The organism is Mycobacterium sp. 1164966.3 (assembly GCF_001665395.1).
Taxonomy (GTDB): Bacteria; Actinomycetota; Actinomycetes; order Mycobacteriales; family Mycobacteriaceae; genus Mycobacterium.
In genome coordinates this window covers 1-12,984 of the sequence record NZ_LZSG01000021.1, presented here as the reverse complement: position 1 = coordinate 12,984, position 12,984 = coordinate 1, and the positions used below count along the sequence as shown (strand labels likewise).

At 65.9% G+C, this 12,984-nt stretch carries 12 protein-coding genes and 1 pseudogene; 2 read left to right on the top strand and 11 right to left on the bottom strand.

Annotated elements, in window-relative coordinates:
* Positions 1-24 precede the first annotated feature (24 nt).
* Together A9W99_RS07220 and A9W99_RS07215 are read right to left on the bottom strand one after the other, a co-directional pair.
* On the bottom strand, positions 25-417 hold the full coding sequence (locus tag A9W99_RS07220; RefSeq protein WP_067375281.1) for a type II toxin-antitoxin system VapC family toxin: 393 nt from the start codon (positions 415-417) through the stop codon (positions 25-27).
* On the bottom strand, positions 414-629 hold the full coding sequence (locus A9W99_RS07215; RefSeq protein ID WP_067375279.1) for a type II toxin-antitoxin system Phd/YefM family antitoxin: 216 nt from the start codon (positions 627-629) through the stop codon (positions 414-416). Before A9W99_RS07215 ends, A9W99_RS07220 begins: the two co-directional genes overlap by 4 nt.
* 56 nt (positions 630-685) lie before the next feature.
* Between A9W99_RS07215 and A9W99_RS07210 the strand changes: the two genes are divergently transcribed.
* Both A9W99_RS07210 and A9W99_RS07205 read left to right on the top strand, forming a co-directional pair.
* The gene (locus A9W99_RS07210) at positions 686-1,435 is read left to right on the top strand and encodes an enoyl-CoA hydratase (RefSeq protein WP_067375277.1); all 750 of its coding nucleotides are present in this window, start codon (positions 686-688) and stop codon (positions 1,433-1,435) included.
* A 47-nt stretch (positions 1,436-1,482) separates the two neighbouring features.
* Positions 1,483-2,662 (top strand): annotated as a pseudogene (locus tag A9W99_RS07205) (RtcB family protein).
* Between the two features lie 4 nt (positions 2,663-2,666).
* Here the strand turns inward: A9W99_RS07205 and A9W99_RS07200 are convergent.
* The 9 genes from A9W99_RS07200 to A9W99_RS25895 all read right to left on the bottom strand — a co-directional run bounded on the left by A9W99_RS07200 (position 2,667) and on the right by A9W99_RS25895 (position 12,767).
* Positions 2,667-3,758 carry an ABC transporter ATP-binding protein gene (locus A9W99_RS07200; RefSeq protein ID WP_067375275.1) on the bottom strand — a complete coding sequence of 364 codons (1,092 nt, stop codon included), beginning with the start codon at positions 3,756-3,758 and terminating at the stop codon, positions 2,667-2,669.
* Positions 3,759-3,762: 4 nt separating this feature from the next.
* The gene (locus A9W99_RS07195) at positions 3,763-5,055 is read right to left on the bottom strand and encodes an ABC transporter substrate-binding protein (RefSeq protein WP_067375273.1); all 1,293 of its coding nucleotides are present in this window, start codon (positions 5,053-5,055) and stop codon (positions 3,763-3,765) included.
* A 5-nt stretch (positions 5,056-5,060) separates the two neighbouring features.
* On the bottom strand, positions 5,061-5,888 hold the full coding sequence (locus A9W99_RS07190) for a carbohydrate ABC transporter permease (RefSeq protein WP_067375271.1): 828 nt from the start codon (positions 5,886-5,888) through the stop codon (positions 5,061-5,063).
* The gene (locus A9W99_RS07185) at positions 5,885-6,727 is read right to left on the bottom strand and encodes a carbohydrate ABC transporter permease (protein ID WP_216639716.1); all 843 of its coding nucleotides are present in this window, start codon (positions 6,725-6,727) and stop codon (positions 5,885-5,887) included. The genes A9W99_RS07190 and A9W99_RS07185 overlap by 4 nt, the downstream gene beginning before the upstream one ends.
* A gap of 174 nt (positions 6,728-6,901) precedes the next feature.
* Positions 6,902-8,221 (bottom strand): MATE family efflux transporter, encoded by a 1,320-nt coding sequence (locus A9W99_RS07180; RefSeq protein WP_067375268.1) that lies wholly within the window; start codon positions 8,219-8,221, stop codon positions 6,902-6,904.
* Positions 8,214-9,224 (bottom strand): bifunctional oligoribonuclease/PAP phosphatase NrnA, encoded by a 1,011-nt coding sequence (locus tag A9W99_RS07175; protein ID WP_067375265.1) that lies wholly within the window; start codon positions 9,222-9,224, stop codon positions 8,214-8,216. Before A9W99_RS07175 ends, A9W99_RS07180 begins: the two co-directional genes overlap by 8 nt.
* Positions 9,199-9,672, bottom strand: coding sequence for a 30S ribosome-binding factor RbfA (gene rbfA / locus A9W99_RS07170; RefSeq protein WP_067375263.1), 474 nt, complete (start codon positions 9,670-9,672; stop codon positions 9,199-9,201). The genes A9W99_RS07175 and rbfA overlap by 26 nt, the downstream gene beginning before the upstream one ends.
* A 52-nt stretch (positions 9,673-9,724) precedes the next feature.
* Positions 9,725-12,445, bottom strand: a complete 2,721-nt coding sequence (gene infB / locus A9W99_RS07165; RefSeq protein ID WP_067375261.1) for a translation initiation factor IF-2 — start codon at positions 12,443-12,445, stop codon at positions 9,725-9,727.
* Between the two features lie 64 nt (positions 12,446-12,509).
* Positions 12,510-12,767 (bottom strand): YlxR family protein, encoded by a 258-nt coding sequence (locus tag A9W99_RS25895; RefSeq protein WP_371514929.1) that lies wholly within the window; start codon positions 12,765-12,767, stop codon positions 12,510-12,512.
* Between the last annotated feature and the right edge of the window lie 217 nt (positions 12,768-12,984).

Genomic DNA, 12,984 nt, shown 5'->3' with positions numbered 1-12,984 from the left:
ACGATAGGCAACGACCGGCGCCCCTTACCAAACCGTGACGGGACGCGGATGCCGATGGCTGCGCAGCCGCTTGTCCTTGGTGACCAATCGCCAGCCCCGTTCGACAGCGGTGGCGTAGATCAAGCGGTCGGCCGGATCACCGGGGAACGACGACGGCAGGGAGACGGCGGCGGCGGCAACGGACGGAGTGATGCCGACGGTGCGGAGGTGCGCAGCCAGTTGCTGCAACCAGGATCCAATCGGAATTGTGAGTTGAATGCGTTCATGATGGGCGAGCCATGCCAGTTCGAACCACGTAATCGCCGCAACGGCGAGCTCGTCGGCCTGCTCGACGGCTTGCGCCGCGGCCAGGCTGAGCTGATGCGGCTCGGCCGACCACCAATGCGCTACGTGAGTGTCGAGCAGCACCGTTGTCATGAAACATTCCAGGACACGCCGGTGGTGAAAAGCTCGTCGTCATCGCTCGCCGTCATGGCCACCCCCGACAACCGGCCCTTCAGCGGGTGCGATCCGGTCGCTGACACCAGCCGGGCTACGGTGCGGCCGTGCTTGGTGATCGCGATCTCCTCGCCTTCTGCGACTTCGTCAAGCAGGGCAAGGATTTTCGCCTTCACCTCGGTAGCGGTCATTATTCTGGTCATATGGCCAGCATACTGGTCCTATGTATGCTGGCTACGGTTGCCGTATGACCGACGACATCCTGCTGATCGAAACCGAGGAGCGCGTGCGCACGCTGACCCTCAACCGGCCGCAATCCCGCAATGCGCTGTCCGCGGCGCTACGGGATCAGTTTTTCGGCGCGCTGGCCGACGCGGAGACCGACGAGGGCGTGGACGTCGTCATCGTCACCGGCGCCGACCCGGTTTTCTGCGCGGGTCTGGACCTCAAGGAGCTGGGCGGGCAGACGGCGCTGCCGGATATCTCGCCGCGCTGGCCGGCGATGACCAAGCCGGTGATCGGCGCGATCAACGGCGCCGCGGTCACCGGCGGGCTGGAGCTGGTCCTGTACTGCGACATCGTCATCGCCTCCGAGCAGGCGCGCTTCGCGGACACCCACGCCCGGGTGGGCCTGCTGCCTACCTGGGGACTGAGTGTGCGCCTGCCGCAGAAGGTGGGAGTGGGTCTGGCCCGGCGGATGAGCCTGACCGGAGACTACCTGTCCGCGGCCGACGCGCTGCGAGCCGGCCTGGTCACCGAGGTGGTGGCACACGACCAGCTGCTCACCGCCGCGCGGCAGGTGGCGACCACCATCGTGGGCAACAACCAGAACGCGGTACGAGCATTGCTGGCGTCCTACCATCGGATCGACGAGTCGCAGACCAGTACCGGTCTGTGGCTGGAAGCGATGGCGGCCAAGCAATTCCGGCCCAGCGGCGCCGACATCGCCGCCAACCGCGAGGCCGTGCTGCAACGCGGACGCGCGCAAGTGCGCTGACATAATTCGGATGCTTTCCCGACGTATGCGGGACATGATTGGTTGGTATGAAGCGCGTCGACGGGCACAAGTTGCTCAATTTCGCCTCCCAGATCGACGACACCACGATCGAACAGGCCAAACAGACGGCCGCGATGCCGTTCGTGCACCCGCATGTTGCGTTGATGCCCGACGCCCACACCGGTAAGGGTTCAGCGGTGGGGACGGTGATCCCGACATTGGCTGCGGTGATCCCCGCGGCGGTGGGCGTCGACATCGGCTGCGGCATGATCGCCGCGCGAACCAAGTACACGAAGGACGACATCGCCGGTCTGCCGCTCGCGAAGCTGCGCGCCGCCATCGAGTCAGCCATTCCGATGAGCAAGGGCGGCTACAACGACCGAACGGACCGCTTCGACTTCACCGCCGAACGCATCGAATCGCTGGAACGCCAGGCAGAATCGAGCGGAGTCGAGCTGCGCCAATCTCCCAACTGGCGCCTGCAACTTGGCACCCTCGGCGGCGGCAACCACTTCATCGAATTGTGCCTCGACAACGACGATCGCGTCTGGATGTTCCTGCATTCCGGCAGCCGCGGCGTCGGCAACCGGATCGCCAACCGCCACATCAAGATCGCCCAGCAGCTGATGAGCCAGTTCTGGATCACGCTGCCGAACCCAGATTTGGCGTACCTGCCGCAGGGAACCCGGGAATTCACCAGTTACATCAACGAATTGAAGTGGGCCCAGGCATTCGCGCTGGCCAACCGCGCCGAGATGATGGACCGCTTCCGGCAGGTTCTCGCCGAGCACATGAACGACCACCCGGCCGGCATCGAGGTGGACCGGATAGATTGCCACCATAACTATTCGACGGTGGAAACCCACGGCGGTAAGGACGTCTGGATCACCCGCAAGGGCGCGATCAACGCCAACAAGGGTGTCCGAGCGGTCATTCCGGGCAGCATGGGCACCCGCTCCTACATCGTCACCGGCCTGGGTAACAAGGCCGGGCTGCAGCGCCCCGCACGGTGCCGGGCGCCGGTTTTCGCGTACCGAGGCCCGGAGGCGTTTCACCGCAGACGATCTCGCGCGGGCGATGCGGGGTATCGAGTACCGCCACGGCGACGCGTGGGTCGACGAGATCCCCGGGGCGTACAAGGACGTCGACGTGGTGATGGACGACGCGCGGGACCTGGTCAAGATCGACTTCGAGCTGCGCCAGATGCTCAACGTGAAGGGTGAGTGACCATTCACCGAATGCGGTTGCCGGTTTGGCCGTCGAAGAAGCAGACCTCGCGCGGGTGCGGCACGATCGACAGCGAGTCACCCACGTTCACCGCTGTGCGACGGTCGGTGCGGAACACGATGCGGTTCGCCCGTGACGACCAGCCGTCCGGCTCGACGGGCGTTGCGTAGACGAATGATTCGAACCCGAGCTCTTCCACCAGCTCGACGACCACCGGCAAGGCTCCCGAGGTGTCGGCTGCCACGACATCCCAGGACTCTGGGCGGACACCGACCAGCACACGCTGGGCCGCTGAACGTGGAACCGGTATCGCCAAATCGGGTGATTTCACCGTGCCGTCGGCCACGCTGGCGTCGATCAGGTTCATCGCCGGCGCGCCGATGAACGTCGCGACGAACGTGTTGATCGGATCGTCATAGAGGGCCCGGGGTGTGTCAACCTGCTGCAGCACACCGTCTTTGAGCACGGCGACCCGATCGCCCATCGTCATCGCCTCCACCTGGTCGTGGGTGACGTAGACGGTGGTGGTGCCCAGCCGCCGCTGCAATCCGGAGATCTGCGACCGGGTGCTCACCCGCAGCTTGGCATCGAGATTCGACAGCGGCTCGTCCATGCAGAACACCCGGGGCCGCCGCACGATCGCGCGTCCCATCGCCACTCGCTGACGCTGCCCACCGGACAGCTTCGACGGCTTACGGTCAAGCAGTTCAGTCAGTTCGAGCATGTCTGCGACTTCGAGCACTCGTTGCCGGGTCTCCGCGCGGGAGACGCCGGCGTTGCGCAGTGCGAACCCCATGTTCGCCGCAACCGTCATATTCGGGTAGAGCGCATAGTTCTGGAACACCATGGCGACATCACGTGCCCGTGGCGGGAGGTGCGTCACGTCCACGTCGTCGATGGTGATGCGGCCGCTGACGATGTTTTTGGAGGATTCCAGCCCGGCCAGCATTCGCAGGGTGGTGGACTTGCCGCAACCAGACGGGCCGACCAGCACCAAGAACTCGCCGTCGGCGATGTCGAGGTCCAGGTTGTCCACCGCCGGAGCGTCGGCGCCGGGATAGCGGTGGGTGACTGCGGAATACTCAACTCTGGCCATTGCGCTAGACCGGCAACTTCCGCTTGATCTGGCGGTCGTAGATGACCCGCAGCTGCTTGTTGATCTCGGTGAAAGTAGTCGTCACGTCGGATCCTTTCAGTCCGATGGATTCCAGGCCGGCGGAGATGATGCGGTCACCGCCGGGCAGGAAAACGCGGGCATAGTCCTGCGGGCGGGTGTGCGGGAGCTGGTCCAGCGCGACTCGGGCGCGCGGATTGTCCGCCAAGTACTTCTGCTCGTCGGGATCGTCGACGGCGGACTTCCGCACCGCCAGATATCCGGTGTGCTGACTGAAATACGCGGTGTTCTGCGGGTTGGTGACGAAGCCAATGAACTTGAGCGCATTGAGCTTTCGCTCTTCGGACAGCTTGCTCGGAATCGCCAGACCCGCCCCGCCGGTCGGACAGGCCGGTGCACCGCCGGGCCCGGTGGGCAACGGTGCCGCACCGAAGTCGAATCGGGCGGCGGCGGTGATGCCCATCAGAGCGCCGGTTGACGCGACAGCCGAGGCCAATATGCCGGTGGCGAATTCGTTGGCGAGGTCGTGGGCGATCGCGGCGTAACCCTTGCCGTGGATGGAGTTTCGCAGATAGGTGCCCGCCGATATCGTGGCCGGGTCGGTGAACTTCAGTGTCCATTTGTCCGAGTAGGCGCCCCCGAACGACCAGTTCGGCCCTTCGAAGGTCCAGGAGATCCCTTGGGCATTCGCCCACCCGTGTGCCCACTTCCCGGCACCGACCACCCGCTGCAGCTGCGGACCCCATTCGTCGAACTCTTGCCAGGAGCGCGGTCCGCGGTCCGGCAGACCAGCCCGTTCCCAAACCTCTTTGTTGAAGTAGAACAGCGGTGTCGAGCGCGCATATGGCAGTGCGTAGTGTTTGCCGTTGAACTCGAAGTCGGCGAGCAGCGCGTCGACGTAATCGATTGGGTCCACCCCGACTTGACCAAAGAGGCCGTCGAGCGGGGTGAGGACACCGCTGAGAGCGAAGTGAAACCACCAGATATCGTCCAGCACAACGACATCGGGTACGTCGGTGCCGATGAGGGCCGCGTTGAATTTCTGTGCCACTTCGTCGTAGTCCTTGCCGGCGTCGATCAGCTTGACCTCCAGGCCGGGAAACTGACTCTGAAACCGGCCGATCAACTCTCTTTCGACGGAGCTGGATTGGCCGGGGTGATTGGACCAGAACGAAATCGGGCCAGTTCCTGATTTGATCCCACTGCCACGGCCCATCCCTGCACAACCGGTCGCCAGCCCTGCCAATGCAAGGAAGCTTCTGCGACTCAGCGCGTCCATACGCGTCAACCTTTGACCGCGCCGGACGTCAGGCCCTTGATCATCTGCCGCTGCAAGACGACGAAGATCAGCAGAATCGGCAGCATGGCCAGCAGCGTCACCGCCATCACCGGACCCCAATTCGTCACACCCTCGGCCTGCTGCAGGAAGGTCAGGCCCACCGGCAGCGGCGCAACCGATTCGTCGTCGGACATCAGGAAGGGCCAAAGGTACTCGTTCCATTCGTTGACCACCGTGATGATGCCGAAAGCCACCATGGTGGGTCCGGACATCGGCAACACCACCCGGAATAGCAGCTGCCACCAGCGCGCGCCATCCATCTCGGCCGCTTCGATGACCTCGACGGGCAGCGAGAGAAAATGGTTGCGCATCAGGAACGTTCCGAACGCCACCCCGGCCAGCGGCAGGATGATTCCCGCAAACGTGTTGCGCAGACCTACCTGAGAGATCAACGCGTAGTTGGAGATAACCGTGATCTGGTTGGGAACCATCAGCGCGGCGATGATCAACAGGAACACCGCGTTCTTGCCCGGAAACCGCACGAACACCAGACCGAACGCGCTGAGCACGCCGAGCACGAACTTCACCGCCGCCAATATTGACGTGATGATCACCGAGTTGCGCAGGAACGTCCAGAACGGGATCTGCCCGGTAGCCGTCCGGTAGTTCTGCGGGTGCCAGTGCGGCGGCCACCAGGTGGTGGGCTGCGAATAGATGTCGGGCTGGTCCTTGAACGACGTGAACAAGACGAACGTCAGCGGCCCGGCGATCAGGGCAACGACGAGCAGCATCGCCGCATAGCCGAGCAGCCGAGCCGATCTCGCCGACGTCATTGCCGCTGCCCTCGATCCATCACCCGCACCTGGTAGTAGGTGATCGCAAGCAGCACAAGGAACATGATGGTGGCGACGGTGGCGCCGTAACCAGCCCGGAAGTTGCGGAACGTCTCCAGGTAAACCTGGAACACCATGGTCGTGGTGCCGGTTCCCAGCGGCCCGCCCCGGGTCATCACGTTGATGACATCGAACACCTGCAACGAGTTGATCAGCACGGTGATGGACAGGAAGAACGTGGTCGGACGCAGTTGTGGCAGCAACACTCGGTAAAAGGTGGACCAGCGGCTGGCGCCGTCGATTTCGGCGGCCTCCAACAGGTCTCGGCGTACTCCCTGTAGCGCGGCGAGATAGATGACGAACGTGTAGCCGAGGTTCTTCCATATGTAGGTGACCGTTACCATGAACATCGCCCAGTGCGGGTCCTGGTAGAAGTCGGGCACACCGGCGCCGACGCGGTGCAACAGATCCTGGATCAGACCGAAGTGTGGGTCGAAGACGAACTGGGCCGCCAGTCCGACCGCGGCGCCGGAGATCACAAACGGTGCAAACACGGTCGAGCGCACCAGGTTTCGTCCGCGTAGCGGTTGATCGAGCAGCATGGCCAGAACCAGGCCCAGCCCCATCGAGCCGATCACCGCCGCAGCGGTGAATACCGCTGTGTTGAAGACGATCTGGCGAGTGTCTGCGCGGGTGAACCACTCCGCGTAGTTGGACAGCCCGACGAACTGCGCGGTGGGATCGGAGATGTTCCAATCGAAGAATGACAGCCGGATGTTGTCGGCCAACGGGCGGTAGATAAACACCAGCAGCAGCGCCACATTGGGGCCCACCAGCATGGCGAACAGTACGTAGTCGCGCCAGGAACGGTGCCATGTCCGCTGCGTCACCGTCACCGGCGCAGTGTAACCCCGATTTTCCAGGGATCGTGGGTGCACGGCCTGTGCGTCGAGATCGACGTTATCGTGCGGTCTTCTCGCAAAAGTTCGCGCTAGCGTCGATCTCGCGAGTTGTTACGCCGCTCCCGGCACCGCCCAGCGTCCGGACAACGCCCGCCATCCGACGAAGACCAATCGCAATACGACGAATATGCTCAGCCCCGACCAGATGCCGGCCAGTCCCCAGCCATAGACCAGCGACAACCAGATCGGCGGCAAGAATCCGACCAGCGCGTTGAGGATGGTCGCGGTGCGCATGTACGCCGCGTCACCCGCACCCAACAGCACCCCGTCGAGGGCGAAAACGATTCCTGCGATCGGTAATTGAGCGACCAAGAACCACCAGGGGACGCCGATCACAGCGAGCACCGACGGGTCGTCGGTGAACAGTTCCGGCAATACCCGGGCGCCGATCGCGAACCCCGCCGCCAGGACTCCCGCCGCCACGAACGAAGACACCGTCACCCGACGTGCCACCGCCTTCGCGTCGGCGAGCTCGCCGGCACCCAGCGCAGCACCGACCAGCGACTGCGCCGCGATGGCCAGCGAATCCAGAACCAGCGCAAGGAAATTCCAGAGCTGCAGCACTACCTGGTGGGCGGCGACCGCCGCGGCGCCGAACCTCGCCGCAACTGCCGCGGCCGACACGTAGCAGACCTGAAACGACAGGGTCCGCAGGACCAGGTCACGGCCCATCACCAGTTGCGCGCGCAGCACTGCAGTGTCGGGCCGCAGCGATGCCCGCTCGGCCAGCAACGCACCCAAGAACAACACCGCGGCTACCCACTGGCCGACCAAATTGGCGACCGCAGAACCGGGTAACCCCCAGCGGGGCAACCCCAGCCAGCCGTAGACCAACAGCGGGCACAGCAGGGCCGAGAGTCCGAAGCCGACGACCACGTAGCGCAGCGGCCGCACGGTATCCTGCACGCCGCGCATCCACCCGTTACCCGCCAACGACACCAAGATCGCCGGAGCGCCCAGGATCGCTATCCGCAGCCACGGCAGCGCCGCGCCGGCGATGGCGGGGCGTGACGCGATCACCGATACCAGCGGTCCCGCCACCGCCTCCACCACGACGACGATCAACCCACCCACGCCAACTGCCAGCCAGGTCGCCTGTACACCTTCGTGGACCGCCGCCATGCGGTCTGCGGCCCCAAAGTGACGTGCCGAGCGAGCCGTCGTGCCGTAGGACAGGAAGTTCAACTGCGAACCCAGCATGCCGAGTATCAGGCTGCCGATGGCCAGGCCTGCCAGCGCCAGCGCTCCGAGACGACCGACCACCGCGGTGTCGAACAGCAGGTACAACGGCTCGGCCGCCAGCACACCCAGCGCGGGCAACGCCAGCTTGGCGACTTCCCGGCCGGTAGCCGGTCGGTCCGGGTCAGCCAAGAGCGGCGCGCAGCGACGCCACGACGTCCTCGATCGAGCCCTCGGTCGAATAGCCGGCGGCCAGCCGGTGGCCCCCGCCGCCGAACGCCGACGCGACCGCCGCCAGATCCACGTCCTTCTTGGCGCGCATCGACACCGACCACTGTTGCGGGTCAACCTCTTTGAACACCGCCGCCACCTCAGCCTGTTGGGTGGTGCGCACGATATCGACAACGCTTTCGACTTCTTCCGGACGCGCGCGAACCCATTCCTGGTTGTCGACGACGGCATAGACGAGTCCCCGCCCAGCCGCCGCCTCCGGCACCAACTGCGCCGAGCCCAGCACCCGCGACAGCATCGGCAACCACCCGAACGGATGGCTGTCCATCACCGTCCTGCTGATCGCGGCGTTGTCCACACCGAGGTCGACGAGCCGGGCCCCCAGCCGTAGCGCGCGGGCGCTGGCCCAGCGGAACGAGCCGGTGTCCGTCGTCAACCCGGCGTAGATGCAGTGCGCCACGTCCAGCTCGATCGGCTTCTCCCACGCATCAAGCAGCTCGGCGATCATCATCGTGGTCGAATCAGCCGACAGGTCAACAAAATTCGCGGAGCCGAACAAATCATTGGAAGCGTGGTGGTCGATGACCAGCAGGGGCTGATCGCCGTCGGCCAGCTCACTCAGCGCACCGAGCCGTTTGACACTCGGAACATCAACGGTCACAACCAGATCCACATCGCGGCATAGCACGTCGGGACCGACCAGCAGGTGGCGGCCGGGCAACGATCGCAGCGACTCCGGCAGGGTCGCCGGCGCGGCGAAGCTGACCTCGACCTCCTTGCCGCACTTGTCGAGTACCAACGCCAATGCCAGCCCCGCGCCGATGGTGTCGGCATCAGGGTGCACGTGGCAGATCACCGCGACGGTCTGCGCCGCGGCCAACAGCTCGACGGCGCCGAGGGCGTCGACGCGCCCCCCCGCGACCCCGGTGCCGGGTAGCTCAGTCTTCGGATCGATCGCCGTCACCGGTGTCCTCAGGCTCAGCTGACGGTTGTCGGTAAGGGTCGGCCTCCCCGGCCGGCTTGGCGCCCACTCGAACCCGGGCCAGATCTTCATCGGCAGCGCGGGCGCGGGCCAGCAGCTCCTCCATCCGGCGCGCGCTGTCGGAGGTTGTGTCCCGGGTGAACGTCAGGGTGGGGGTGAACCGTACCCCGGTGCCTGCCCCCACCTTGGTGCGCAGCGCCCCCTTGGCCCGTTCCAGCGCGGCGGCCGCGGCGTCGTAATCCGGCTCGTCGTCCAGCGACGGTCCCATCACGGTGTAGTACACCGTCGCATCGTGCAGGTCGGCGGTCACCTTGGCGTCGACGATGGTGACGCCGGACAGCCCCGGATCCTTGATCTCGAACTCGATCGCGCTCGCGACGATCGTGTTGATCCGCTTAGCCAGCCGGCGCGCTCGGGCCGGGTCAGCCATTTCGATTCACCGCCTCCTCCTCATCGCTTCAGCTCTGCATCGTCGGCGGTGGTCAGGAACGTTCCTTTTGCACCAGTTCGTAGGACTCGATGACGTCGCCTTCCTTAAGGTCCGAATAGCCCAGCGTCATACCGCATTCGAAGCCGTCGCGCACCTCGGTCACGTCGTCCTTTTCCCGCCGCAGCGAGTTGATCGAGAGGTTTTCGACGACCACGATGTTGTCCCGCAGCAGCCGGGCCTTGGCGTTGCGGCGCACCACACCGGAGGTGACCAGGCACCCGGCGATGAGACCGACCTTGGAGGACCGGAACAGGGCGCGGATCTCGGCGCGACCCAGCTGGTTCTCCTCGTAGATCGGCTTGAGCATGCCGCGCAGGGCCTTCTCGATTTCGTCGATCGCCTGGTAGATGACCGAGTAGTAGCGGATGTCCACGCCCTCGCGGTTGGCCAGCTCCGTCGCTTTGCCTTCGGCGCGCACGTTGAAGCCGATGATCACCGCATCCGAGGCCGACGCCAGGTTGACGTTGGTTTCGGTGATGCCACCGACGCCGCGGTCGATGACCCGCAACACCACCTCGTCGTCCACCTGAATGCCCATCAGGGCCTCTTCCAGGGCCTCGACCGTACCGGCGTTGTCGCCCTTGAGGATCAGGTTCAGCTGGCTGGTTTCCCGCAACGCCGAGTCCAGGTCCTCCAGGCTGATCCGCTTGCGCGAACGCGCGGCCAGCGCGTTGCGCTTGCGGGCGCTGCGCCGGTCGGCGATCTGGCGGGCGATGCGGTCCTCGTCGACGACGAGGAAGTTGTCACCCGCGCCGGGCACCGACGTGAACCCGATGACCTGCACCGGACGCGACGGGAGTGCCGCGTCGACGTCGTCACCGAATTCGTCGACCATGCGGCGAACGCGGCCGTACGCGTCACCGGCGACCACCGAGTCGCCGACGCGCAGCGTCCCGCGCTGAATCAACACGGTGGCAACCGGTCCGCGACCGCGGTCGAGGTGTGCCTCGATCGCCACGCCCTGGGCCTCCATGTCGGGGTTGGCGCGCAGGTCCAGGGCAGCGTCGGCGGTCAGCACGACCGCCTCCAGCAGCGCCTCGATGTTGGTGCCCTGCTTGGCGGAGATGTCGACGAACATGGTGTCGCCACCGAAATCCTCTGCCACCAAACCGTATTCGGTGAGCTGGCCGCGGATCTTGGCCGGGTCTGCGCCTTCCTTGTCAATCTTGTTGACCGCCACCACAATCGGCACGTCCGCGGCTTGGGCGTGGTTGATGGCCTCAACCGTCTGTGGCATCACACCGTCGTCGGCCGCGACCACCAGGATGGCGATGTCGGTGGCCTTGGCGCCGCGGGCACGCATGGCGGTGAACGCCTCGTGACCCGGGGTGTCGATGAAGGTGATCAGCCGCTCACTGCCGTCGAGGTCGACACTGACCTGGTAGGCGCCAATGTGCTGGGTGATGCCGCCGGCCTCTGCCTCACGGACGTTGGCCTTACGGATGGTGTCCAGCAGTCGGGTTTTACCGTGGTCGACGTGACCCATCACGGTCACCACCGGCGGACGGGTCTGCAGATCGCCCTCGTCTCCGGTGTCTTCTCCGTAGGAGAGGTCGAAGGATTCCAGCAACTCGCGGTCTTCGTCCTCGGGGCTGACGACCTGGACGACGTAGTTCATCTCGCTGCCCAGGAGCTCGAGCGTCTCGTCGCCCACCGATTGGGTGGCGGTCACCATCTCACCGAGATTGAACAGCGCCTGCACCAGCGCAGCTGGGTTGGCGTCGATCTTCTCGGCGAAGTCGGAGAGCGACGCGCCGCGTGCCAGCCGGATCGTTTCGCCGTTGCCGTGCGGCAACCGCACGCCGCCGACGACCGGTGCCTGCATGTTCTCGTACTCGGCGCGCTTTGCCCGCTTTGACTTGCGGCCACGCCGAGGAGCGCCGCCGGGACGCCCGAAGGCGCCCGCGGCACCACCGCGCTGTCCGGGACGGCCGCCACCGCCGCCCCCGGGACCTCCGCCGGGACGGCCACGGAAGCCACCGCCGCCGGGCGCAGCCCCTACTCCGCCACCGCCGCCGCGGTAGTTCCCGCCCCCGCCGTCGGTGCGGCCGCCACCGGGCCCGCCGGGCCGGCCACCACCCGGTCGCGGCGCGCCGGAACGCGCCGGGCGCACGGGTCCACCGGCCCCGCCTGGGCGGGGCGGCATGCTGCCGGGCGACATGCCCGGCCGCGGGGCCCCCGGCCTCGGCGCGCCGGGACGAGGCGCCGGCGGACGCGGGATCGGGCGGTCGACGGGTTGGGCCGAGGAGAACGGGTTGTTGCCAACCCGGGGCGGACGACTCCCCGGCTTCGGCGCCGGGCCGGGACGCGCGCCAGGCGTCATACCGGGATGGGGAGTCGGATGGCCGGGCGTTTGCCCAGGGGCCGGTGCTGCCGGCCGGGGGCTTGGTGCCGGCGGTGCGGGTGCCTCGGCGGCCGGCGCCGGCGGTGCGGTAGCTTTGGCGGCCTCACCGTTGCCGACGGCCTTGTCAATCGCCTTGCCCAGGGCAGCGTCGACCGACTTGCCCTTGGCTTCGGGCGCCTTTTCCGCAGCCTTTTCGGGGGCCGGCTTGCTGCCACCGAACGACTCGCGCAGCCGGCGTGCGACGGGAGCCTCCACCGTCGACGATGCGGATTTGACGAATTCGCCCTGTTCGTTCAGCCGGGCGAGAACTTCCTTGCTGGTTACACCGAGTTCCTTAGCCAACTCGTGTACGCGGGCCTTACCTGCCACTACTTCTCCTGTCCATGAGGCGACAGTCGTGGGCCGCGCCTCGGGGTTTAGCTATGACGCATTGTCATCGGGACTTCACGGTGTGCTCATGTTCTTTGCTACCTGTTCTGTTGACCGTCGGGTCGGGCCCACTCAAGCCACTGATGTGCTCGACCACCGCGGATGTGTCCGGCGAACCGGCGATACGCAACGCTTTGCTGAAAGCCCGCCGCCTAATCGCCTGTCGCACGCACTGCGGCACGGGATGCAGCCACGCACCCCGCCCCGGCAGGCTACTCGCTGCGTCAACGATCAGGGCGTATTCGCCGTTCCCGGTCGACACAGCAACCACTCGAAGCAGTTCGACGGCCAGCCCTCGCTTTCGGCACCCGACACACGTCCGCACGGGACCATCTGTGTGTCTGTGCGCCGAGGCCGAACGCTCGCGCTGGATCACGGCTCAGTCTAGCGTCACCGGGCCGATGGTCAGAACCGCCTATATCGAGTCGCGGTGAAGCGGCGCGCGACGGTGATTAGAAGGGTGGGGGTTCCTCGGGTGG